Here is a 22,785-nt window from a genome sequence, read left to right as displayed (position 1 = left end):
GGGCGGCGCGGCATCCTCGGCGCGCAGTATTTTCTCAAGTGCGTCGAGACGGCCGGTCCAGAAGCGGCGATAGATGCCGATCCACTGGTCGGCGCGCATCAGCGGGACGGGGTCGAGGCTGCAGACATGCGTGCGGCCGCGGATGTCGCGGCGGACGAGCCCCGCGGCTTCGAGCACCCTGATATGTTTCGAAGCCGCCGCGAGCGACATGGCGAAGGGTTCGGCGAGCTCGCCTACCGTTCGTTCGCTGGCGGCGAGTTCGCCGAGCATCGCGCGCCGCGTCGTATCGCCGAGCGCGTGGAAGATCGTATCGAGGGTGTGCGAATCATGTTCAACCATGTGGTTGAATATGAAGCGTCCGATTTGATTGTCAACCGATTGGTTGAATTAATTCGTGTCGACCCCGGCGATGCGGTTTCCTGCATCCTCGCGATAGAGCGACCAGTCGGCGGGACATTTGTTCACCGTCTTCGGCAAGCCCTGCATGCCTTCGGTGATCCAGCAATCGTTGAAGATCGAACAATAGCAGGCGCGAACCTTGAGCTTCCACCGCTCCTTGTTGAACGTCTGCCAGACCTTCTCGGACGCGGGGGTGCGCGGCAAGCTGACGAACTCGATGGACTCGCCGGGCCGCACGGCGATCCCGGTCGAAGGCGAGGTGGAAAGCCGCACGGCTCGTGCCCCGGTTTCCGTGCAGCATGCCTCGAGCAAGTCGAGCGGGGTGGTTATCGGCTTGCCCTCATAGCGGATTTCGATGGGGCCGAGGATCGCGGGGCCCACGCCATTGTTCGTCAGCGACAGCGCGATATCCTGATTGCCATCCTTGTCGCCGTTGCTCGTCCCGAAGGTGACGAACGGCATCACTCCGCCCGTCTGCATCTTCTGTGTTGCATCGGCCTGGATGAAAGCGAACCAGGCCAGCGCGAGCGACGCGATCAGCGCGGGCAGGCCGATCAGGAAATGCGCGATGGTGATCAGCGGCAGGTAACGCAGCAGGCGTGTTCCGATGATCGCGGCGTCCGGTGCGGGCGCAGCAGGTTCGGGCGCGGCGTCGCGGTTCGGCGTTTCGCTCATCACGTTCCTCCTTCGCTCTTGCGGTGGGCATGCCTAGACGGGCTTTCGGGATTTTCCAATGCTCCGAAACCGCTCGCATCGATCGGCGCATTGCGTTTATGATCCCTGTCATGCTGACCATCCTCGCCGCGCTTGCGCTTGCCGCCCAGTCGACTCCCGTTCCGCCTCAGGCGACCCAGCTACCGCCGGCGACGCTGCCGCCGGTTCCGGCGCCGGTGATTCCGGTGGTCGAAGCCGACACGCGGCCCTATGTGGCGCTCGCCACCGATCTCGGCACGATCACGGTGCGGATCGAGGACAGGCGCGCACCGGTCACTGCGGCGAACTTTCTCCGCTATGTCGATGCCAAGCGGATGGACGGGTTCAAATTCTATCGCTCGACGAAAAGCTGGGGCCCCGCAAACCAACTGATCCAGGCGGGCAACCGCGGTGACGCACGCAAGAATTTCCCGCCGATCGCGCATGAGCCGACGAAGACCACCGGGCTCACCAATTGCAAGGGCGCATTGTCGATGGCGCGGCTCAACCCGGGCGATGCGACGAGCGACTTCTTCCTGCTGCTGTCCGACATCAGGGGGTTCGACAGCGATGCCGTCGGCGGCGATGGTGCGGGTTTTGCGGTGTTCGGCGAAATCGTCGGCGGGGGCGAAGTCGCCGAAGCGATCTTCAACGCGCCGATCTCGCCGACCGCGGGGGAAGGGGTGATGGTCGGACAGATGCTCGAACCACAGGTGACGATCAAGAGCGCGCGCCGCGTGTCCGCACCGGTCGACGTGCCGCAGGGCTGTGTGGTCAAGACGCCGTAAAGCTGCGCCCGATCCCCTATCATTTATTTTGCGTTCATGCGCGCTGTGGCTATACCGCGCGCATGACTCGATTTGCCCCCTCGCGCGCGACCATGCGCCTGCTCGCCGCCGCACTTGCGATCACCCCCATGCTGGCGGCCTGTGCCGGGGGCGGCAATGTGAAGAAGGACACGCGTTACGTCGCGCGCGACGTCAACACGCTGTACCGCGCGGCGCAGGACCGGCTCGAGCGCAAGCAATATGGCCTTGCCGCGGCGTTGTTCGACGAGGTCGAGCGCCAGCACCCCTATTCGCCATGGGCGCGCCGTGCGCAGCTCATGAGCTCGTTCAGCTATTATATGGACCGCGAATATACGCCGGCGATCGAGGCCGCGCAGCGCTTCCTCGCGATCCACCCCGGCAACAAGGACGCACCCTACGCCTATTATCTGATCGGCCTTTCCTATTATGAGCAGATCAGCGACGTCACCCGCGACCAGAAGATCACCCAGCAGGCGCAGGCCGCGCTCGGCGAGGTGATCCGCCGCTATCCCGACACCCGCTATGCGTCGGACGCGCGTCTCAAGGTCGACCTCGTGCAGGACCACCTCGCGGGCAAGGAAATGGAGATCGGCCGCTTCTATCAGCGCAGCTCGAACTGGCTCGCGGCGTCGATCCGCTTCCGCGAGGTCGTCGACAAGTTCCAGACGACGAGCCACGCGCCCGAGGCGCTCTATCGCCTGACCGAATGCTATCTCGCGCTCGGCATTCCCGCCGAAGCGAAGAAGTCGGCAGCCGTACTCGGCGCCAACTATCCGGGCAACGAGTGGTACGAGCGTGCGTACAAGCTGATGCAGAGGAACGCCCCGAGCGCCTGATCGCGCCGGGAATAGATTCTGCCTTTGTTCTGCGGTAAGGACGGCCCGTGCTCACCGCCTTGTCCATCGCCAATATCGTTCTGATCGAACGACTCGACCTCGATTTCGAGGCCGGGCTGGGCGTGCTGACGGGTGAGACGGGCGCGGGAAAGTCGATCCTGCTCGACGCGCTGGGGCTGACGCTGGGCGCGCGCGCCGACAGTGCGCTGGTGCGGCAGGGCACCGACAAGGCGCAGGTAACGGCGAGTTTTGTTGCACCGGCATCGGGGACGAAGCTTGCCGCACTGCTCGCCGAGAACGAGATTTTGCTCGAAGCGGGCGAGCCGCTGCTGATCCGCCGCACATTGAAGGCCGACGGCGGCAGCCGCGCCTTTCTCAACGACCAGCCCTGCTCGGCGGCGCTCCTGCGCGAAGTGGGCGGTTATCTCGTCGAGATCCATGGCCAGCACGACGACCGTGGCCTGCTTGCGCCGGCCGGGCATCGTGCGCTGCTCGACGCCTATGCGCGCGCCGATACCGGTGCGGTTGCCGCGGCGCATGCCGCGTGGCGCGCCGCCGAGGAGAAGCTGGCCGCCGCGCGTGCGGCGATTTCGGAAGCCGAGCGCGACCGCGAATGGCTCGAACATTGCGTCGCCGAACTGCAGGCGCTTGGCCCCCGGCCTGGCGAGGATGCCGAACTCTCCGAGGCGCGCGCCGCGATGCAGAGGGGCGAACGGCTCGCGGGTGATCTCGGCGCGATCATGGAGGCGTTCGAAGGCAGCGAAAGCGGTCCCGCGCAGCTTCGCGGCGCTGCCCGCCGCCTCGACCGGCTCGCGGGCGATCACCCGCTGCTCGCCGAGGCGCTCGCGGCGCTCGACCGCGCGATCATCGAGGCCGACGAGGCCGAGAGCAAGCTTCACGATGCCGCTCGCGCAATGGAATATGACCCCGAACGGCTCGAGGCGACCGAAACGCGGCTGTTCGAGCTGCGCGCGATGGCGCGCAAGCACAATATCCAACCCGACGAACTCGCCGAACTGACCGGAACGCTCGCGGCGAGGCTCGATGCGATCGAAGGCGGCAGCGCGGGGCTCGCGAAGCTTGAAGCCGCGGTCGCCGAAACGGCCGCCGCCTATACCCACGCCGCGACGGCGCTCTCCGATCAGCGCGCCAAGGCCGCGGCCCGGCTCGATGCCGCGGTCGCGGGCGAACTCGTGCCGCTGAAACTCGACGCCGCGCGTTTCCAGACCCTCGTCGAACGGCTCCCTGCCGAGCGCTGGGGTGCCGACGGCATGGACCGCGTCGAATATCTGATCTCGACCAATCCGGGGGCGCCCTTTGCACCGCTCGCCAAGATCGCGTCGGGCGGCGAACTCTCGCGCTTCATTCTCGCCCTGAAAGTCGCGCTCGCCGAGGAAGGGGGCGCCGACACGATCATCTTCGACGAAATCGACCGCGGCGTCGGCGGCGCGGTCGCCAGCGCGATCGGCGAACGGCTGGCGCGGCTTGCCGGTGCCGGCAAGCAATTGCTCGCGGTCACGCACAGCCCGCAGGTGGCGGCGAAAGGTGCCGCGCATTTCATCATCGCGAAATCGAGCGAAGGAACGGTCACGCGCACCAGCGTCCACCTGCTCGACGAAGCGGGTCGCCGCGAGGAAATCGCGCGCATGCTCTCGGGCGCCGAGGTCACCGAAGAGGCGCGCGCGCAGGCGATGCGGCTACTGGATGTCGCGGCATGACGCCGGCTCATCCCCTCGACCGCCCCGTCTGGTCGATGCTGACCGGGCGGCAGGCCCATCTCGCCGAAGGCGATGGCCTGGCGCTGCGGATCGACCGCGGCTATGGCGTCTTCGGCGTCGCCGCCGATGCAGGCGATGAGGCGCAGGCGGCGCTCGCGGTGCTGGTGCCCGACGACGGCGAACTCTGGATCGTCGAAGGCGAACCCTGGCCCGTTCCGGCGGGTGCACGCGAGGTCAAGCGCGCGGTGCTGGCGCAAATGGTCGCCGAAGGAGCGCCGCCGGCGCCGCGCGACGGCGGACCCGCGATCCTTGCCCTCGGCGAGGATGATGCGCCCGAAATGGCGGCGCTCGCCGATCATGCGAAGCCCGGTCCGTGGGGTCCGTCGACGCACCGCTACGGGCCCTTCTTCGGGATCCGCGAAAAGGGCCGGCTGCTCGCAATGGCGGGGCAGCGCATCCTCGTGCCCGGCATGGCCGAGGTCAGCGGCGTCGCGACATGGGAAGATTGCCGCGGGCGCGGGCTCGCGCGCACTCTCATCGGCCATGTCATGCGCGCGATGGTCGCGCGAGGCGAGACGCCCTTCCTGCACAGCTATGCCGACAATGCGGGCGCGATCGGACTTTATGAAACGCTTGGCTTTCGTATCCGGCGCGAGGTCCATGTGCTGGTGATCGCGAAATGAACCGGCGCGAGCATCTCGCCGCGATGCTCGCGATGGCCACGGCGTTGCTGCCCGCGACGAAGCTCCGCGCACTGGAGGCGAAGATGGAAGAAGCCGACCCGCAATACGGCCTGCTCGGCCAGATGATGGCGCAGCCCGGCCAGCGCGCCGCGCTCGTCGCGATCCTGTCCGAAGGCACTGGCGAAATGCCCGGCAATATCGCCTGGCTGATCGGCGAGGACAGCGCGAACGCCGACGCGATCTGGATCGTCGAGCTGTGGGACAGCAAGGAAGCGCATGCCGCGTCGCTGAAACTTCCCGCAGTGCAGGCGGCGATCGCGAAGGGTCGCCCGCTTATCGCAGGATTTGGTACTCGCGCCGAATTCAAGCCGGTGGCAAAGGCCGGTGCATGACCGAAATCGAATCCCTGTCACAGGCCGACGCCGCCAATGAACTGATGCGGCTCGCCAGGAAGATCGCCCATCACAGTAAGCTTTATCATGCCGAGGATGCGCCCGAGATTTCGGACGCCGAATATGACGCGCTCGTCCGCCGCAACAATGAAATCGAGAATGCCTTCCCGCAACTGATCCGCGCCGACAGCCCGAACAACCAGGTCGGCGCCGCTGTCGAGGGATCGCCGCTCGCCAAGGTCGCCCATGCGGTGCGGATGATGAGCCTCGACAATGCGTTCGCCGCGGAGGACGTCGACGAGTTCGTCGCGCGCGTGCGCCGCTTTCTCAACCTCGGTGCCGATGCGGCGGTCGTGCTGACCGCCGAGGACAAGATCGACGGCCTGTCCTGCTCGCTGCGCTACGAAAAGGGCAAACTGGTACAGGCCGCGACGCGCGGCGACGGCAGCGTCGGCGAGGATGTCACCGCCAACGTCCGCCATATCGCCGACATCCCGCAGGAATTGAAGGGCGCCGCGCCCGACGTCTTCGAGATACGCGGCGAGGTCTATATGGCGAAGGCCGATTTCACCGCGCTCAACGCGCGCCTGCTCGAAGAGGGGCGGGCGCTTGCCGCGCAGCGCGAACAGGATTTCGATCCCGCCACCGTCCGCCAGTTCGCCAACCCGCGCAACGCCGCCGCGGGTTCGCTGCGCCAGAAGGATGCGAGCGTCACCGCGTCGCGCCCGCTGCGTTTCCTCGCGCACGGCTGGGGCGAGGTCAGCGCGCTTCCGGCCGATACCCAATATGGGGTGATGAAGCTGATCGAAAGCTGGGGCGTCCCGGTATCGCCGCTGCTGGAACGCTGCGACGGCGTCGCCGACCTGCTCGCCCATTATGCCGAGATCGAGCGCCGCCGTGCCGAGATGGACTATGACATCGACGGCGTCGTCTACAAGGTCGACCGGCTCGACTGGCAGCAGCGGCTGGGTTTCGTCGCCAAGGCGCCGCGCTGGGCCATCGCGCATAAATTCCCGGCCGAGCGCGCGCAGACCACCCTTGAAGCCATCGACATCCAGGTCGGCCGCACCGGCAAGCTGACCCCCGTCGGGCGCCTGACCCCGGTCACCGTCGGCGGCGTCGTCGTCTCGAACGTCACACTCCACAACCGCGACGAGATCGGCCGTCTCGGCGTGCGCCCCGGCGACCGCGTCGTCATCCAGCGCGCGGGCGACGTTATCCCGCAGGTCGTCGAGAATCTCACCCGCGACGAGGATCGCGCGGCCTTCGTCTTTCCCGACCATTGCCCGGTCTGCGACAGCGAGGCGGTGGCCGAAGAGGGCGAGGTCGATGTTCGCTGCACCGGCGGTCTCATCTGCAACGCGCAGAAATTCGAGCGCCTCCGCCATTTCGTCAGCCGCGGCGCGCTCGATATCGAGGGGCTGGGCGAAAAGAGCATTGCCGAGTTTCTCGACCTCGGCTGGCTCGACAAGGGGCCCGCCGACATCTTTCGTCTCAAAAGCCACCGTGCCGATCTGCTCGGGCGCGAAGGATGGAAGGAAAAGTCGGTCGACAATCTGTTCGCCGCGATCGAGGCGAAGCGGCAGCCCGACGCCGCGCGGTTGCTCTTCGGTCTCGGCATCCGCCATGTCGGTGCGGTGACCGCCCGCGACCTGCTCAAGGGGCTCGGCGATATAAGGCGCCTCCCGGAGAAGGCGGCCGAAATCCACGCCTGGCTCGAAACCAACGCGCGTGCCGAAGGCGAATCGGACGGCAAATATACGGCGCGCCGCGTCGAGGCGTTCAAGGCGATCCTCGAAGTCCGCGCCGACGGCATCGGCATCGCGGTCGGCGAGGCGCTCGCCGATTTCTTCCACGAACCGCACAACCGCGACCTGTGGGACGATCTCCTCTCCGAAGTCGCGCCGCCGCTCTATGTCGTCGAGACGCGCGCGAGCGAAGTGTCGGGGATGACCGTGGTGTTCACCGGCAAGCTCGAGACGATGAGCCGCGACGAAGCCAAGGCGCAGGCCGAGGCGCTTGGCGCCAAGGCCGCGGGCAGCGTCAGCGCCAAGACCGACCTCGTCGTCGCGGGGCCGGGGGCGGGCTCGAAGCTCAAGCAGGCGTCGACGCTCGGCATCCGCGTGATCGACGAGAGTGAATGGGCGAAGATCGTCGAGGCGGCGGGATGACCTTGTCGGCCGTGCGCGCCATCACAGACGGCGCGGCCGAAATGCTGTGAGGGGACCACATGGCGAAACGTGACTATCTCCAGAATCTGATGCGCGACCTCGAATCGCATACCGAGGTGCGGCGCTTCGGCAGCGGCTGGCTGTCGGGCTTCTTCGGCCTGCTGTTCGCGATCGCGGGCTTCTTCATGGTCATCGCGCTGCGCTTCCCCGACTGGTTCGCGACCCCCGAGCTCGAAATCGTCAAGAACTGGGCCGGTTTCCGCGGCGTCGTCCACGCGACGCTCCTGATCAGCTACGGCCTTTCGCTGCTCAGCCTGCTGCTGCGCCCGCGCAAAGTGCTCGGCCTCACTGCACTGATGATCGGCCTCGCCGCGATTCTCGTCGGCGGCGCCAATGTCCAGCCGCAGGAAACACGCGACTGGGGCATTTTCTTCGGGCTCGACTTCTTCGTCGTGAACCTGCTCGTCACCGGCTTCATGTTCGCGCCGCTCGAACGCGCCTTCCCGCACCGCCGAACGCAGCGCCTGTTTCGTACCGAATGGCGCGAGGATCTTTTCTATTATCTCGTCAGCACGATGTTCGTGCAGGTGCTGGGTTTCCTCGCGCTCGCGCCCTCGACGATCATCAACGAGAATACGTCGAACTGGGAGGCGTTCCGCGCCGGGGTCGCCTCGCTGCCGTGGATCGTCCAGTTCGTCATCGTGCTCGTCGCGTCTGACATGGCGCAATATTTCTTCCACCGCACCTTCCACCGTTACCCCTTCCTCTGGGGTTTCCACGCGGTGCACCACAGCGCGAAATCGATGGACTGGCTCGCGGGGTCGCGGATGCATTTCGTCGAGATCATCCTGCTCCGCTCGATCACCTCGCTGCCGCTCTTTACCTTGGGCTTCGCGCCGTCGGTGATGCAGGCCTATATCGGCTTCGTCTATGTCTGGTCGTCGCTGCTCCACGCCAATGTCGGCGGCAATTTCAACCGCCTCGGCCACTGGATCGCGACCCCACGCTTTCACCACTGGCATCACGGGCTCGAGCGCGAGGCGTTCGACGTCAATTTCGCGATCCATTTTCCATGGATCGACAAGCTGTTCGGCACGTTCCATCTTCCCAAGGACCGCTGGCCCGAAAATTACGGCATCCCCGAGGACGTGCCCAAAAACTATTGGGGCCAGTTTCTCTATCCTTGGACGCGCACCGGTAAGAAGACCGACGAGACGCCCGCCGAATAGAACGGCGGGTAGGGCAATCTGTCCGCTTGCCACCCGCACGGGCGCGCCATAAGGCGCGCAGCGTGAGCCTGCTCGCCGCCTTCCGCCGTCCCGGCATCCTGCTGCTGTTGCCGCTGCTCCTCGCGCTCGCCGCGCGGGTGCTCGTCGCGCCGGGCTGGATGATCGAGAGCGATGCCGGCGGCTCGATCACCGTGCGCATCTGTTCGGACCCCGCCAATCCCGGGGGCACGATGACGATTCCGCTCGAAAGGGCCGGCGACCATGAGGCCGGCGAAGCGCAGCAGCATTGCCCGTGGGGCGCGCTCGCCAATGCGCCGATCGTCCCCGACCTGCCCGTACTTGCCGCCGGACCGATGGCCGTCGATCCCGTCCCGGTCGCGGTGCGCGCGCTCGGCTTCGCGCCGGGCATCGCCTCACCGCTCCCGCCGAGTACCGGACCACCCGCCTTCGCCTGATCCAGACCGACCGGCTGCCCGCGCTTTCGCGCGACGCGGCCCGTGACTGCATTCAGCGAAGGAATGAATATGAAGACCCGTATCCATGGGGTAGCGCCGTTGCTGGCGCTTGCGACCTGTCTCGTCGCCGCTCCCGTCCGTGCCGAAGAGGCCGATAGCACCATCATCGTAACCGCACCGACCGCCACCGATGTGGCCGAAGGGCGCGCAGCGCAAACACCCGGCGGCACCGACATCGTTTCCCATGAAGACTATGCCGACAAATCGGTGGTCAGTTTGCGCGACACTCTCGCCTTCTCGCCCGGCGTCTATCTCCAGCCGCGTTACGGGCAGGAAGTGCGCCTCTCGATCCGCGGCTCGGGCCTCTCGCGCGGCTTCCATATGCGCGGGCTGACGTTGCTTCAGGACGGAGTTCCGATCAACCTCGCCGACGACAATGGCGATTTCCAGGAGCTCGAACCGATCTTCTTCGATCATCTGGAAGTATATCGGGGCGCCAATGCGCTGCGCTTCGGTTCGGGCACGCTCGGCGGTGCGATCAACGGCGTGACCCCGACGGGGCACACCGCGCAGGGAATTTACCTGCGCGGCGATGTCGGCGGCTTCGACAGCTATCGTGGCCTGATTTCGGCCGGTGTCGCGAGCGACCGCGTCGACGCATGGGCCGCGATCAGCGCCGATACCTCGGATGGCGACCGCGACCATGCGAAGCGCCGCAGCCTGCGCTTTCAGGGCAATGTCGGACTGAAGCTAGGCGACGCCGCGAGCACGCGCTTCTACGCCAGCATCAACAATATCAATCAGCAACTCCCCGGCGCGCTGACGATGGCCGAGGCGCTTTCGACCCCGCGCAAAGCCAATTCCGGCGCCGTCGCCGGGGATCAGGCGCGCGACATCGACTCGCTGCGTATCCAGAACCGGACGACCTTCGACTGGGGCGCGTTGACGCTCGATGTCGGCGGCTTCGTCAACGCGAAGTCGCTCCGTCATCCGATCTTCCAGCTCATCGACCAGAAGTCGGTCGATATCGGCGGCTTCTTCCGCGCCGATTATGCGACCGGCCCCGTCGAGGTCACCCTGGGCGGTGAAATCCGCAGCGGGAGCACCGACGCGCGCCAGTTCGTCAACACGGGCGGGCGGCGCGGCGCGCTGACGTTCGACGCCGACCAGAAGGCGCAGACCGCGACGCTCTACGGCGAAGTGCGCATGCGGCCGGTCGAGGCGCTCACCCTGATTGCGGGTGGCGTCTATGCCGATGGCCGGCGCAAGCGGACCGTCAATTTCTCGAGCACTCCCGCGACCGACGGCCGAATCGATTTCGACGCCTTCTCGCCCAAATTCGGGCTGCTGTTCGAACCCGCCGCCGATATCCGGTTCTTCGCCAATTACAGCCGCTCGGCGGAATTCCCGGGCTTCGGCGAGGTATTCCAGACGATCGGCGCCCCGCCGACGAGCACGGTCGTGTCGGATATCCAGCCGCAGCGGGCATGGACCGCCGAGATCGGCACGCGCGGAAAGCTCGGCATCGCAAGCTGGGACGTCGCCTTCTACCGCTCGACGCTCAAGGGCGAACTGCTCCAGTTCACGACGAACGCCAGCATTCCCGCGGCCACCTTCAACGCCGGCCGCACGCTCCATCAGGGCGTCGAGGCGGGTCTCGACCTCGACCCCGCGCCGTGGCTGCGGCTGCGGCAGGTATACAGCTACAGCGACTTCCGCTTCCGGGGTGACGCGCAATTCGGCGACAATCGCCTGCCGGTGGTTCCGAAGCACGCTTACCGCGCCGAGCTTCGCCTCGGCACCGACTCGCTGCACATCGCGCCGAACCTCGAATGGATCCCCGATGGCCCGTTCGCCGATTATCGTAACCAGGTCCGAACCCCCGGTTACGCGCTGATCGGCGTCACCGGAGGCGCGACGATCGCGGACGGGGTCGACGCCTTCGTCGACGTCCGCAATGTCACCGGCAGAAAGGCAATCGGCGACATCAGCACGGCGATTGCCGTGACCGACACGTCGGCGATCTATTACCCTGTCGAGCGCCGTGCGGTCTCCGCCGGCATCCGCGCGCGGTTCTAGGGGGGCAGGGGATGACCGACATCAACCGGGTTCCGCTCTATCGCACGATCTGGCGCTGGCATTTCTATGCCGGGCTGTTCGTCATCCCCTTCATCCTCATCCTGTCGGCGACGGGCGCCGCCTATCTGTTCAAGCCGCAGCTCGATCGGTGGGAGGAGCGCGGATGGCGCGGCTTGCCCACGGCGGGCGCGGTCAGTGCCGACGCGCAGGTCGCCGCCGCGCTTACGGCCAATCCCGGCGCCAGCTTTCACTACTATCGCATCCCCGAAGCGCCCGGCGACGCCGCGATCGTTCATATCGGCCTCTCGAACGGCATGATGCGCGATGTCGCGGTGTCGCCGCAGGGCCGCGTGATCGGCACCGCCGACCCCGACCAGCGCATCTCGGCTTGGCTCTCGCGCATCCACGGGACGCTGCTGATCGGCCGCACCGGCCGCCTGCTCGTCGAACTCGCGGCAAGCTGGGCCATCGTGATGATCCTCACCGGTCTCTGGCTCTGGTGGCCGCGCGGGCGGGGGGCGGCGGGCGTGCTCTGGCCACGGCTGTCGCCCGGCGGGCGAACGGCGCTTCGCGATCTTCATGCGGTCACCGGCTTCTGGGTCTCGGGCCTCGCGCTCGTCCTGCTCTTCACCGCGCTGCCATGGACCGAGGTCTGGGCGGACGGCTTTCGCACGATCCGCGCCGAAATGGGCTGGGTGTCGGGGGTGCAGGACTGGAAGGGCGGCGCCGATCCGCACGCCGCGCACGACCACCGCGCGATGGCGGCGGCACCCACCGGCCCCGCACCCCGCGCCAAGCTTGAATATATCGTGCTCCGCGCGCGGGCCGAGCATATGCCCGCGCCCGCGATCATCCAGCCGCCCGGCGCACCCAACGCCTTCGGCCCGCCCAACGGCAATGTCTGGACGCTGACGACACTGACCCGGAACCGGCCGCTGGTGCGCAAGGTCAGCTACGACCCCGAAACGAGCCTCGAAGTCGCGCGCAGCGGCTTTGCCGGGAAACATGCGATCGACCGTGTCGTCGGCTACGGCATCGCCTGGCACGAGGGGCAGCTCTTCGGCCTCGCCAACCAGCTGATCGGCGTCGCGACCGCGCTCGCCCTCTTCACCCTCGCAATCTCGGGCTTCCTGATGTGGCGCCGCCGCAGGCCCGGAGACGCGCTCGGCGCGCCGCTGCGCCCACGCGATCCGGCCAGACTTCGCGGGGTCGCTGCCCTGATCCTTGTCCTTGCTGCGCTCCTTCCGCTGCTCGCCGCGTCGCTGATCCTGCTCTGGCTGGTCGAGCGCCTTCTTCTTCCGCGCCTGCCGCGCTTCGCGCGCTGGCTCGGCGTTGCGGCGGGGGACCCGCTGCGCCTATAGTCGTGCCATGATCCGCATCCTCCATGCCCTTATGGCGCTCGCCGCATTGCTTCTTGCGCCCGCCGCGACAGCGCAGGAGCGCGGCCCGGTGGTGCTCGCGGCGGCGAGCCTGCAGGAATCGCTGACCGAAGCGGCGAACGCCTGGGCGGCAAGGGGGCATGCCAAACCGGTGATCTCCTTCGCCGCCTCGTCGGCGCTCGCGCGGCAGGCGATCGCCGGCGCGCCCGCCGACCTCTTCCTCTCGGCCGACGAGGAATGGATGGATGCGGTGGCGAAAGCCGGGCTGCTGCGCGCCGGTACCCGCACCACGCTGCTCGGCAACCGGCTCGTCCTCATCGCACCCGCATCGAGCAAGGTCCGCCTGACCCCCGCACGCGGTTTCGCGCTGGCAAAGGCGCTCGGCACGGGCCGTCTCGCGCTCGCCGATCCCGATGCGGTGCCCGCGGGCAAATATGCGAAGGCTGCACTCACCTCGCTCGGCGTCTGGAGCAGCGTCGCCGCCAAGGTCGCGCCCGCCGAAAATGTCCGCGCCGCGATGGCGCTCGTCGAACGCGGCGCCGCCCCGCTCGGCATCGTCTATGCGACCGACGCGCGCGCTTCGAAAGCCGTGCGTATCGTCGGCACTTTCCCCGCATCGAGCCATCCGCCGATTCGCTATCCCGTCGCGGTGCTGAAAGCATCGCGGCACAAGGATGCTGTGGGCTTCCGCGCTTTCCTTTTGTCCAGACAGGGCCGCGCGATCTTCGCCCGCCACGGCTTCTCGAACCCTTGATGCTCTCCGCTGAAGAGTGGGGGATCGTCGCGCTGTCGCTGAAGATCGGCGGGGTCGCGGTGCTGATCACGCTTCCCGTCGCCTTTGCGCTTGCGTGGATTCTTGCGCGCTACCGTTTCCCGGGCCGCGTCGTCCTCGATGGGCTCGTTCATCTGCCGCTCGTGCTGCCGCCGGTCGTAACCGGCTGGTTGCTCCTCATCGCCTTCGGGCCGCTTGGCCCGGTCGGACGCTGGCTCGAAAGCTGGTTCGGCATGACCCTGATGTTTCGCTGGACCGGCGCCGCGCTCGCGGCCGCGATCATGGCGCTACCCTTGATGGTGCGCGCGATGCGGCTGTCGATCGAGGGGATCGACCGGCGGCTCGAGGGCGCTGCGCGCACGCTCGGCGCCGGGCGCTGGCACGCCTTCCGCACGATCAGCCTGCCGCTCGCGCTCCCGGGCATTCTCGCCGCGCTGGTGCTCGGCTTCGCGCGCTCGATCGGCGAGTTCGGCGCGACGATCACCTTCGTGTCGAACATCCCGGGCGAGACGCGGACGCTGCCGCTCGCCATCTATTCGGCGCTGCAGGTGCCGGGCGGCGAGGCGATGGTGACGCGCCTCGCGCTGCTCTCGGTCGCGCTGTCCCTCGGCGCGCTGATCCTCTCCGAATGGCTTGTCCGCCGGACCCATAGCGAAGGACAGCGCCGTGGCGATTGATATCGACGTCGCGCGCCGCCTCGGCGACCGGACAATCGCCGCGCGCTTCGCCGCGGGGTCCGGGCTGACCGCGCTGTTCGGCCCGTCGGGCGCCGGCAAGACGAGCATCCTCAATATGGTAGCAGGATTGCTGCGTCCGGACCGCGGCCATATCCGCATCGGCGAGCGCACCCTGTTCGACGGCGCGACCGACCTGCCGCCCGAGGCGCGCCGCGTCGGCTATGTCTTTCAGGACGGCCGGCTGTTTCCGCATCGCCGCGTGCGCGCGAACCTGACCTATGGTCACGATCTTGCGCCGCCGGCGAACCGCTGGATGAGCCTCGAAGAGGCGACGCAGTTCCTCGGTATCGGCCATCTTCTCGATCGTTGGCCGCACAGCCTGTCGGGCGGCGAGGCGCAGCGCGTCGCGATCGGCCGCGCGCTGCTCGCGGGCCCCGAAATCCTGCTGATGGACGAGCCGCTCTCGTCGCTCGACGCGGCGCGCCGCGGCGATATCATGGCGGTGATCGAACGGATCCGCGACGAACTCGAACTGCCGATCCTCTATGTCAGCCACGATCGCGCCGAAGTCGACCGCCTCGCGACGCAAGTGGTGGCGATCGGCGAATAAAGTTTCACTTGAAACCATTTTGATGATAGAAGCGTGCCCATGGAAAGCCAGTTTACCCACGTCCATGACGCGCCGCCGCCCGGCGCCGCGGCCGACTGGACGATTTCGCAGAATTGGGACGCCTTCACCGCCGACGAGCATGCGATGTGGGATCGCCTTTTCGCGCGTCAGTCGGAGATGCTGCCCGGCCGCGCCGCCGACGCCTTCCTGCGCGGGATCGACGTGCTGCGCCTCGAAAAGCCGGGCATCCCCGATTATCGCGAACTCAACGCGCGGCTGATGGCGGCAACCGGGTGGCAGGTGATCGCGGTGCCCGGACTCGTTCCCGACGATGTGTTTTTCGACCATCTGGCGAACCGGCGTTTTCCCGCGGGCAATTTCATCCGCACGCCCGAACAGCTCGACTATCTGCAGGAACCCGACGTCTTCCACGACGTCTTCGGCCATGTCCCGATGCTCGCCGACCCTGTGTTCGCCGATTATATGGTCGCCTATGGCGAGGGCGGGTTGCGCAGCCTGAAGTTCGACGCGCTGAAACAGCTTGCGCGGCTTTACTGGTACACGGTCGAATTCGGCCTGATCCGCGAGGCGGGGGGGCTCCGCATCTATGGCGCGGGCATCGTCTCCTCTTTTGCCGAAAGCGTCTTCGCGCTCGATTCGGACAGCCCGAACCGCATCGGCTTCGACCTCGCGCGCGTGATGCGCACCGATTATCGCATCGACGATTTCCAGCAGAATTATTTCGTGATCGACAGCCTCGATCAGTTGCTGGGCACGACGGTGAACACCGACTTCGCGCCGCTCTATGCCCGGAACGCCGCGCTGCCGCCGATCCCGATTGCCGACATATTGCCGGGCGACGAGGTGATCACGCGCGGCACGCAGGACTATGCGCTCGCGAAGAGCGGCTGACCGTCACTCGCCGCTTTTGCGCACCGTGGTGACCAGCTGGCGCCGCTGCTGCCAGGCTTCGCGGTCGGGCGGTACGGTATAGATCCCGCGCAGCAGCGCCGCATCGTGACCCGACAGCTCGCGGCGCCCCGCCTCGCCGTCGAACAGCGCGAGGATCGACTCCTGCGGCGGCGGCGGATTGCTGCGGAACTCGGCGAGCGCGACCATCGCGGCATAGGAGGCGACGGCATCGAGCGGCATACCCTCGGCCTGTTCGACGTCGATGACGACGGTCGCCGTCTGCAGCGCGCGTACGACCTGCGTGCTGACGACGCTGCTGTTATAGAGCTTCACGTAAAAATCGCTGATCGGCATCCCGTCGCGGCTCTCGTCGCGCGTTGTATACCACCAGCGGATCGCGCCTTTCCCGTCGAGCACGCGGTCGCGCGCGACCGGTGCCAGTTCGGCGAACTGGTCGGGCGCCTTGCGGCGCACCGCGCGCGCGAGGGCGCGGCCGTCGAGGCTGAAGGCGACGACGATATTGGCGCTGCAGTCCGCGGGCGCGACCGGAGCCCCGGCGGCTGAAGCGACCGCCCGGACCCGCGCGTTGATGATCGCCGCGACGTCATCCTCGACCCCGACCGTGCGCGGGCAGACCGGATCGACCCACCGCGCGAGCGGCTTGAGCTGTGCGATCCCCGCGCGCCGGACATATTCCGCTGCGCGTTTCTTCGCTTCCTCGCGCGTGACGGGGGTTCCGGTTACGATGATCGCGTCGGCGTCGTCACCCGCAACGGGTGCGGCGGCGAGCAGGGCGATGGCGGCCAGCATCACGGTATCAGTCGCCGGCAGGCTTCGCGATTGCGGTAACCAGCTGCCGGCGATGCTGGTGGGCTTCACGGTCGGGCGGGAGGCTGTAGATGGCGCGCAGCAGCGTCTGATCCTCGCTCGACAGTGCGCGCCGGTCGTCCTCGCCGGCGAACAGCGCGAGGATCGAGTTTCGGGGCGGCGGCGGGTCGCCGTCCATTTCGGCCATCGCGACCATCGCCGTGAAGGAGGCAACCGCATCGAGCGGCGTTCCGTGGGCCTTTTCGACATCGATCACGATCGTCGCGGTCGTCAAGGCGCGAACGGCCTGCGTCCCCACGATGCTCGATCCGCGATGCGACAGCGTCGGGCCCGCGCCCTGGATCACCGGACCGCCGCCTTCGCTGTGCCCGCCGACCCACGGCAGCGGAGCGGTCGAGGCCGAAACCGCGTCGCGGCTTTGCAGCTGTGTGCTGTACCACCAGCGGATTGCATCGTCGCCCTGTGTGACGCGCTCGCGGGCCGCTGGCGACAGCTCGGCCAGCCGCTTGGGCGATTTTCGCAGCATGGCGCGCGTCAGGCCGCGACCATCCGACACGAAGACGATTGCGATATTCGTGCTGCAACCCTCTGGCGCGACACGTGCACCCGCGACGTCAGCCACCTCGTGGACGCGCTGCCGGACAATGGCCGCTACCTCATCGTCGACTCCGATGACGTGCGGGCAGACCGGCGCCATCCAGCGCGCGATCGGGCGCAGTTCGGCGACTCCGGTCCGGCGGACGAACTCCAGCGCGCGTTTGCGCGCTTCCTCTTTGGTTACCGGTGTTCCGGTCACGATGATCGGGTCGGGGCTTTCGTCCTGGCCGGCGAGCGGAGGCATGGCAGTACCCAGCAGGGCGATGGCGGCAAGGATCGACATGAACCCACTCCCGATATGACCGGCGTCAGCTTAGGGACTTTCGTTTATTTTCCCAGCCTTTGCTACCAGCTGCCAAAACTGGCGTCGGACGGGCTGGCGCGGTGGAAGGCCCGCTCCTTGCGGCGCCAGCCATAGCGGCGGCGCTTGATCAGCAGCAGGCACGGCCATTCGGCGCTGCCGCCGCGTGCGGCGAGGCGGAAGCCCTGCGCGCGATAGGCGGCGAGCACGGGGTCCATCTGGCGTGCGATCAGCCCCGCGAGGATGGCATGGCCGCCGGGCGCAGTGGCAGCGGCGATATCGGGGGCGAGCGTGATCAGCGGTCCCGCGAGGATGTTCGCGATGACGAGGTCATAGGGGGCGCGGTGGCGGATCGCCGGATGGTCGGTGCCCGGCGCGACCGCGAGCGCGAGCCGTCCGCCGCCGCGGCCCAATGGCACATCGTTGATCGCCGCATTGTCGCGCGTCACGAAAATGCTCGCGGGGTCGATGTCCGACGCGATCGTCTTCGCGCGGCGCCACAGCGCCATCGCGGCAAAGGCGAGCAGACCGGTGCCGGTGCCGATGTCGGCGACGTTGCGCGGGCTCGCGCCCTGCCGCGCCAGCCGGTCGAGCATCGCGAGGCAACCCGCCGTCGTATCATGGCCGCCGGTGCCGAACGCCTGGCTCGCGTCGATCAGGAAGGATGTCGTGCCGGGCGGCACGCGGCCGGCATGGCTGCTCGTATGGACGAAGAAACGCCCCGCCTGCACGGGCTCGAGCCCTTGCTGGCTCAGCGTCACCCAATCCTCTTCGGGCAATTCTTCGACGAGGGGTTTCCTGCCCTTCGCGCTCGGCACGAATGACTGGAGCAGTTTCAGCAGTGCCGCGCCGGGCTTGTCGTCCACATAGGCGTCGAGCTGCCACAGCCCGGCATCCTCGTCGATCTCGCGCGTCACCACGACGGGGGCCTCGGGCATCGCGTCGAGCTCGGGAATCTCGCCCGCCAGCGCCTCGGCCTCGTCGCGGGTGCAGGGGAGCGAGACGATCCAGCTCATCTTAGCGGACGTAGCTCGCGCCATTGACGTCCAGCACGGCGCCGGTCATCGAAGCCGGCGCATCGAGCGCGCACCAGCGCGCCATTTCGCCGACCTCGTCGGGCATGGCGACGCGGCCCAAGGGAATGTCGGCGAGCAATTTCTTGCCGCCGCGGCTCGCCAGATAGTCCTCGGCCATGCCCGTCATCGTGAAACCGGGGCAGATCGCAAAGGCAAGAATGCCGTCCTTCGCATAGGCGCGCGCGATCGTCTTGGTCATCGCGACCATGCCCGATTTCGACGCCGCATAATGCCAGTGCGCGGGGCTGTCGCCGCGGTATGCAGCGCGGCTCGCGATATTGACGATGCGGCCGCCCGACGCGCGCTCCTGCCAATGCAGCACTGCCCGGCGGCAGAGCAGCGCACTGGCGGTCAGATTGACCTGCATCGTGCGGTTCCAGCCTTCGAGCCAGTCGGCGTCACCGCTATCGATCGGATTGGCTTCGAACACCCCGGCATTGTTGACGAGCACGTCGATGCGGCCGCCCAGCCGGTCGAGGCTCGTCCGCCACAGCCGGTCGGGGGTGGCGGGGTCGGCAAGGTCCCCGTCCGCGCTCGACAGAGCCACGACCTTGGTCGCGTCTGTGGTCAGCGCTTCGGCGATCGCGGCGCCGATGCCGCGGCTCGCACCGGTGATCAGGATATGCGTGCTCATGCTCCCGCCTTAGGCAGCGGGGCAGGGCTTGCCAAGCGGGGGAAGCGGCTGTTTTACGCGACGCGGCGGCTGAATTCGCTTGCGGCCTGTTCAAGCTGCTGCAGGCGTCCGCCCATCTTCGCGAATTCCTGGCTCAGCACGCTGATCTCGCTCGCGACCATGCCCGAATCGTTGCGGATGCTCGCGATCGTCGACGACATCGAATCGGCGGCGAGCGCGGTCTCGTCGACCGCGGCGGTGATCGAGGTGACCGTCTGCGCCTGCGCGTCCATCGCGTCGCGGATGCGCTGCGCCGAATTCTGCACTTCGACGATCGTCTGCTGGATCGACTGGTTGGCGTTGACCGATCCGCGCGTCGCCTGCTGGATCGCGGTGATCTTGCCCGCGATATCGTCGGTCGCGCGCGCGGTTTCGTTGGCGAGGCTCTTCACCTCCTGCGCGACGACGGCAAAGCCGCGCCCCGATTCGCCAGCGCGCGCCGCCTCGATCGTCGCGTTGAGCGCGAGGAGATTGGTCTGCCCCGCGATTTCGCGGATCAGGCCGAGGATCGATTCGATCGATTCGGCATGGTGCGACAGCGTCTCGGACATGGCGACGGCTTCGCCCGCCTGTTCCGACGCGCGCGTCGCGACGCTGGCCGAGGCTTCGACTTCGCTCCGCGCATCCTCGATCGCTCGGATCAGGCCTGCGGCGGTCGAGGCTGCCTCGCGCATCGCCATCGCCGATTGTTCGGATGCGGCGGCGACTTCGCTCGTCTTGGCGATCATGCCCTTCGCCGCCTGATCGGCCGAGGCGGCCTGCCTGGCGAGCTGGTCGCGCACGCCGTCGGTGTCTTGCACCAGCGAGGCGATCGAGCGGTCGAAATCGCCCGCGAGGGCCTGTCGCTCGCTCGAAAAGACCGCGCGGTCGAGCTTGTTCGCATAGCGCTGCATGATGTCCAGTTCGAGCAGCGCGAGGCGGTTCACCGCGCTCGTCAGCCGCGCCAGCCGCTCGGCATCGCCAAGGCAGGCTTCGACGACATATTCGATCGTCAGCCGCTGGCTTTCGGCGATGCATGACATCACCGAGGCGAGCGGCAGCTTCACGCGCCGCGCCATATGGGCGTTCTGGCACGCGATCGTCGCGACCTCCTGACCCGCGGCGTCGGCATATTTGGTGAAGGTGTGCCGCGCGCTACCGCGGATATAGGATTCGAGCAGCTCGCCTTCGACCTGGCGGTCGACGCTCGGCAGCGCGTTGAACGCGGTCCAATAGGCGGCGGCGATCGCTTCCTCGCGGCCGGCGATGATCGCGTGAATCTCGGCGGCATTGGCGGCAAGGCGCCCGTCGAGATCATAATAGGGGAAGCGCTCCGCCATCAAAATCGGATCGATCTGCTGCTTATGAATCGGATTTTCCTTCACCATGATCTTGGCTTCCCTGATCGATCCCAAAGACGCGGGGCTGTCGCCCGCATTGATCCTGCGAAACTGGTGAACGGGATATGCGACGAAAGTGGTAAAGGCGGTGTTAACCCGCGGCCGGAGCCTTCCCCTCGGCGCCTGCGGATGGGGTCGGCAGCGGATAGCCCTCGAACGCCTTGATCGTGCGCAGCGCGAACGCGCTGTGCATCGCCGCGACGCCCGGCAGGCGCGACAGGCAGTGGCGATGCAGCCGGTCGAAATCGGCGACGCTGCGCGCCGCGACGCGCAGCCGGTAATCCGAGGCGCCCGACAGAAGCTGGCACTCGAGAATCTCGTCGAAGCTCTTCACTGCGCTCTCGAACGCGGTCAGCGCCTCCTCGCTCTGCGAGGTCAGGCTGATGTCGACGAACACGTCGAGCCCCAGCCCGATGCGTTCGGGGGCGAGCCTCGCCGTATAGCCGGCGATGATCCCCGCCGCCTCCAGTGCGCGGATGCGGCGATGGCACGCCGATGCCGAAAGCCCGACGATGTCGCCGAGTTCGGCCGCGGGCCGGGGCCCGGTGCGTTGCAGCAAGTCGAGCAGCTTCGCATCGATCCGGTCCATAATGATGCGCCTTTGGTCGATTTCACGCAAAAAACATGCGTCACATTCGCGAATCCGCGACGCATATGCAAGCACCTCGCGAAGCTTTTCTGTTAAAAGCGCCGACAGATTTTCGGCGGTCCTGTCGATCGCCGATGACAAGCAATTCCGGAGAGCGACCATGATCATCGGCACCCCCAGGGAAATCAAGAATCACGAATATCGCGTCGGCCTGACCCCCGAGAGCGCGCGCGAGCTCGTCGTCCACGGCCACCGCGTGCTGGTGGAGACCGGCGCGGGCGAGGGAATCGGCGCCCACGACCGCTTCTACGAACAGGCGGGCGCCGAGATCGTCCAGAGTGCCGAAGAGATTTTCGCCACCTGCGAAATGGTCGTGAAGGTCAAGGAACCCCAGCCCGTCGAGCGCGCGATGCTGCGCCCCGGGCAGATCCTCTACACCTATCTCCACCTCGCGCCCGATCCCGACCAGACGCGCGACCTGATGAAATCGGGCGCGGTGTGCATCGCCTATGAAACCGTCACCAGCCCGCACGGCGGTCTGCCGCTCTTGAAACCGATGAGCCAGGTCGCCGGCCGCATGTCGATCCAGGCCGGCGCGACCGCGCTCGAAAAGGCGCATGGCGGCCGCGGCGTGCTGCTCGGCGGCGTCCCCGGCGTCGCACCGGGCAAGGTCTGCGTGATCGGCGGCGGCGTCGTCGGCTTCAACGCGGCGCAGATGGCGGCCGGTCTCGGCGCCGACGTCACCATCCTCGACCGCGATCCCGAAGTGCTCGAACGCGTCGGCACCTTCTTCGAGGCGCGCGCCAAGACGCGCTTCTCGAACCGCGCGAACCTCGCCGAATGCGTCGCCGAGGCCGACCTCGTCATCGGCGCGGTGCTGATCCCCGGTGCCGAGGCGCCGAAGCTCGTCACGCGCGACATGCTCGGCACGATGCGTCCGGGCTCGGTGCTCGTCGACGTCGCGATCGACCAGGGCGGTTGCTTCGAGACGAGCCACGCGACCACGCACGCCGACCCGACCTATGTCGTCGACGGCATCGTTCATTATGCGGTCGCGAACATGCCCGGCGCGGTCGCGCGCACCAGCACCTATGCGCTCAACAATGTCACGCTGCCGCACGCGCTGCGCATCGCCGATCTCGGCTGGAAAGAGGCTTTGAAGCGCGACGTGCATCTTGCGCAGGGTTTGAACGTTTGGAATGGTAAGGTGACGTTCGAGGCCGTAGCCGAAGCGATCGGAACCGATTATGTGCCTGTTGATCAGGCACTCGCCTGACGACAAGGATAGAAGAGACGATGACCGAGCAAGTGCCTCCCCCGCCGCAAGACGACGAACAGGAAGAGAATGAAGTGCTGCGCGCGGCGCGCGAGCGCCAGCAGCAGCGCGAGGCAGCCGAAGCGACCGAGGCTGCCGACAAGGATGCCGCCAAGGCCAGGCGCGGCTGGAAGACCGCGGCGGCGGCGGGGCTCGGAATCGGCTCGGCCGCGGTGATCGCGGCGCTGCTTTACGCGAACCGCGGCAAGATCA

General features: G+C 67.3%; 24 protein-coding genes. 16 read left to right on the top strand and 8 right to left on the bottom strand.

Annotated elements, in window-relative coordinates; translation table 11 throughout:
• Both JHC57_RS13150 and JHC57_RS13145 read right to left on the bottom strand, forming a co-directional pair.
• Positions 1 to 339: metalloregulator ArsR/SmtB family transcription factor (locus JHC57_RS13150; protein WP_294030511.1), on the bottom strand; the 339-nt coding region annotated here is incomplete at its 3' end.
• A gap of 48 nt (positions 340 to 387) precedes the next feature.
• Positions 388 to 1,074, bottom strand: a complete 687-nt coding sequence (locus tag JHC57_RS13145) for a hypothetical protein (RefSeq protein WP_294030510.1) — start codon at positions 1,072 to 1,074, stop codon at positions 388 to 390.
• 110 nt (positions 1,075 to 1,184) lie between these two features.
• Here JHC57_RS13145 and JHC57_RS13140 point away from each other — a divergent pair, with 110 nt between their 5' ends.
• The 14 genes from JHC57_RS13140 to phhA all read left to right on the top strand — a co-directional run bounded on the left by JHC57_RS13140 (position 1,185) and on the right by phhA (position 15,814).
• Complete coding sequence (locus tag JHC57_RS13140; protein ID WP_294030509.1) at positions 1,185 to 1,880, top strand: peptidylprolyl isomerase; 696 nt, start codon at positions 1,185 to 1,187, stop codon at positions 1,878 to 1,880.
• A gap of 62 nt (positions 1,881 to 1,942) precedes the next feature.
• Positions 1,943 to 2,737, top strand: a complete 795-nt coding sequence (locus tag JHC57_RS13135; RefSeq protein WP_294030508.1) for an outer membrane protein assembly factor BamD — start codon at positions 1,943 to 1,945, stop codon at positions 2,735 to 2,737.
• 47 nt (positions 2,738 to 2,784) lie between these two features.
• Complete coding sequence (recN, locus tag JHC57_RS13130; protein ID WP_294030505.1) at positions 2,785 to 4,455, top strand: DNA repair protein RecN; 1,671 nt, start codon at positions 2,785 to 2,787, stop codon at positions 4,453 to 4,455.
• Positions 4,452 to 5,138, top strand: coding sequence for a GNAT family N-acetyltransferase (locus tag JHC57_RS13125; RefSeq protein ID WP_294030503.1), 687 nt, complete (start codon positions 4,452 to 4,454; stop codon positions 5,136 to 5,138). The genes recN and JHC57_RS13125 overlap by 4 nt, the downstream gene beginning before the upstream one ends.
• Entirely contained in the window at positions 5,135 to 5,530 is a 396-nt protein-coding gene (locus JHC57_RS13120; protein WP_294030502.1) for an antibiotic biosynthesis monooxygenase, read from the top strand. Before JHC57_RS13125 ends, JHC57_RS13120 begins: the two co-directional genes overlap by 4 nt.
• The gene (gene ligA / locus JHC57_RS13115; protein ID WP_294030501.1) at positions 5,527 to 7,701 is read left to right on the top strand and encodes an NAD-dependent DNA ligase LigA; all 2,175 of its coding nucleotides are present in this window, start codon (positions 5,527 to 5,529) and stop codon (positions 7,699 to 7,701) included. Before JHC57_RS13120 ends, ligA begins: the two co-directional genes overlap by 4 nt.
• 59 nt (positions 7,702 to 7,760) lie before the next feature.
• Positions 7,761 to 8,930, top strand: a complete 1,170-nt coding sequence (locus tag JHC57_RS13110) for a sterol desaturase family protein (RefSeq protein WP_294030500.1) — start codon at positions 7,761 to 7,763, stop codon at positions 8,928 to 8,930.
• Between the two features lie 62 nt (positions 8,931 to 8,992).
• Entirely contained in the window at positions 8,993 to 9,385 is a 393-nt protein-coding gene (locus JHC57_RS13105; protein WP_294030499.1) for a hypothetical protein, read from the top strand.
• A gap of 63 nt (positions 9,386 to 9,448) precedes the next feature.
• On the top strand, positions 9,449 to 11,464 hold the full coding sequence (locus JHC57_RS13100; RefSeq protein WP_294030498.1) for a TonB-dependent receptor: 2,016 nt from the start codon (positions 9,449 to 9,451) through the stop codon (positions 11,462 to 11,464).
• A gap of 11 nt (positions 11,465 to 11,475) precedes the next feature.
• Positions 11,476 to 12,825, top strand: coding sequence for a PepSY domain-containing protein (locus JHC57_RS13095; RefSeq protein WP_294030497.1), 1,350 nt, complete (start codon positions 11,476 to 11,478; stop codon positions 12,823 to 12,825).
• 7 nt (positions 12,826 to 12,832) lie between these two features.
• Positions 12,833 to 13,597 carry a molybdate ABC transporter substrate-binding protein gene (modA, locus tag JHC57_RS13090; RefSeq protein WP_294030496.1) on the top strand — a complete coding sequence of 255 codons (765 nt, stop codon included), beginning with the start codon at positions 12,833 to 12,835 and terminating at the stop codon, positions 13,595 to 13,597.
• Positions 13,597 to 14,292 carry a molybdate ABC transporter permease subunit gene (gene modB / locus JHC57_RS13085; RefSeq protein WP_294030495.1) on the top strand — a complete coding sequence of 232 codons (696 nt, stop codon included), beginning with the start codon at positions 13,597 to 13,599 and terminating at the stop codon, positions 14,290 to 14,292. Before modA ends, modB begins: the two co-directional genes overlap by 1 nt.
• Complete coding sequence (locus tag JHC57_RS13080; RefSeq protein WP_294030494.1) at positions 14,282 to 14,902, top strand: ATP-binding cassette domain-containing protein; 621 nt, start codon at positions 14,282 to 14,284, stop codon at positions 14,900 to 14,902. Before modB ends, JHC57_RS13080 begins: the two co-directional genes overlap by 11 nt.
• Positions 14,903 to 14,941: 39 nt before the next feature.
• Positions 14,942 to 15,814, top strand: a complete 873-nt coding sequence (gene phhA / locus JHC57_RS13075; RefSeq protein WP_294030493.1) for a phenylalanine 4-monooxygenase — start codon at positions 14,942 to 14,944, stop codon at positions 15,812 to 15,814.
• 3 nt (positions 15,815 to 15,817) lie between these two features.
• Here the strand turns inward: phhA and JHC57_RS13070 are convergent, their stop codons facing one another.
• The 6 genes from JHC57_RS13070 to JHC57_RS13045 all read right to left on the bottom strand — a co-directional run bounded on the left by JHC57_RS13070 (position 15,818) and on the right by JHC57_RS13045 (position 21,257).
• Positions 15,818 to 16,624, bottom strand: a complete 807-nt coding sequence (locus JHC57_RS13070) for a hypothetical protein (RefSeq protein ID WP_294030492.1) — start codon at positions 16,622 to 16,624, stop codon at positions 15,818 to 15,820.
• Positions 16,625 to 16,631: 7 nt separating this feature from the next.
• The gene (locus tag JHC57_RS13065) at positions 16,632 to 17,522 is read right to left on the bottom strand and encodes a hypothetical protein (protein ID WP_294030491.1); all 891 of its coding nucleotides are present in this window, start codon (positions 17,520 to 17,522) and stop codon (positions 16,632 to 16,634) included.
• Between the two features lie 62 nt (positions 17,523 to 17,584).
• A complete protein-coding gene (locus tag JHC57_RS13060; RefSeq protein ID WP_294030490.1) occupies positions 17,585 to 18,556 on the bottom strand; it encodes a 50S ribosomal protein L11 methyltransferase in 972 nt (323 codons plus the stop codon).
• A 1-nt stretch (position 18,557) separates the two neighbouring features.
• Positions 18,558 to 19,250, bottom strand: coding sequence for an SDR family oxidoreductase (locus JHC57_RS13055; RefSeq protein ID WP_294030489.1), 693 nt, complete (start codon positions 19,248 to 19,250; stop codon positions 18,558 to 18,560).
• Between the two features lie 53 nt (positions 19,251 to 19,303).
• Positions 19,304 to 20,656, bottom strand: a complete 1,353-nt coding sequence (locus JHC57_RS13050; protein ID WP_294030488.1) for a methyl-accepting chemotaxis protein — start codon at positions 20,654 to 20,656, stop codon at positions 19,304 to 19,306.
• 103 nt (positions 20,657 to 20,759) lie between these two features.
• Complete coding sequence (locus JHC57_RS13045; RefSeq protein WP_294030487.1) at positions 20,760 to 21,257, bottom strand: Lrp/AsnC family transcriptional regulator; 498 nt, start codon at positions 21,255 to 21,257, stop codon at positions 20,760 to 20,762.
• A 160-nt stretch (positions 21,258 to 21,417) separates the two neighbouring features.
• Between JHC57_RS13045 and ald the strand changes: the two genes are divergently transcribed.
• Positions 21,418 to 22,533, top strand: coding sequence for an alanine dehydrogenase (gene ald, locus JHC57_RS13040; RefSeq protein WP_294030486.1), 1,116 nt, complete (start codon positions 21,418 to 21,420; stop codon positions 22,531 to 22,533).
• Between the two features lie 20 nt (positions 22,534 to 22,553).
• Positions 22,554 to 22,785: hypothetical protein (locus tag JHC57_RS13035; protein WP_294030485.1), on the top strand; the 232-nt coding region annotated here is incomplete at its 3' end.

Source organism: Sphingopyxis sp., from assembly GCF_016463645.1.
In the GTDB taxonomy this organism is placed as follows: Bacteria; Pseudomonadota; Alphaproteobacteria; order Sphingomonadales; family Sphingomonadaceae; genus Sphingopyxis.
This window is presented reverse-complemented; position numbering and strand designations above follow the sequence as displayed.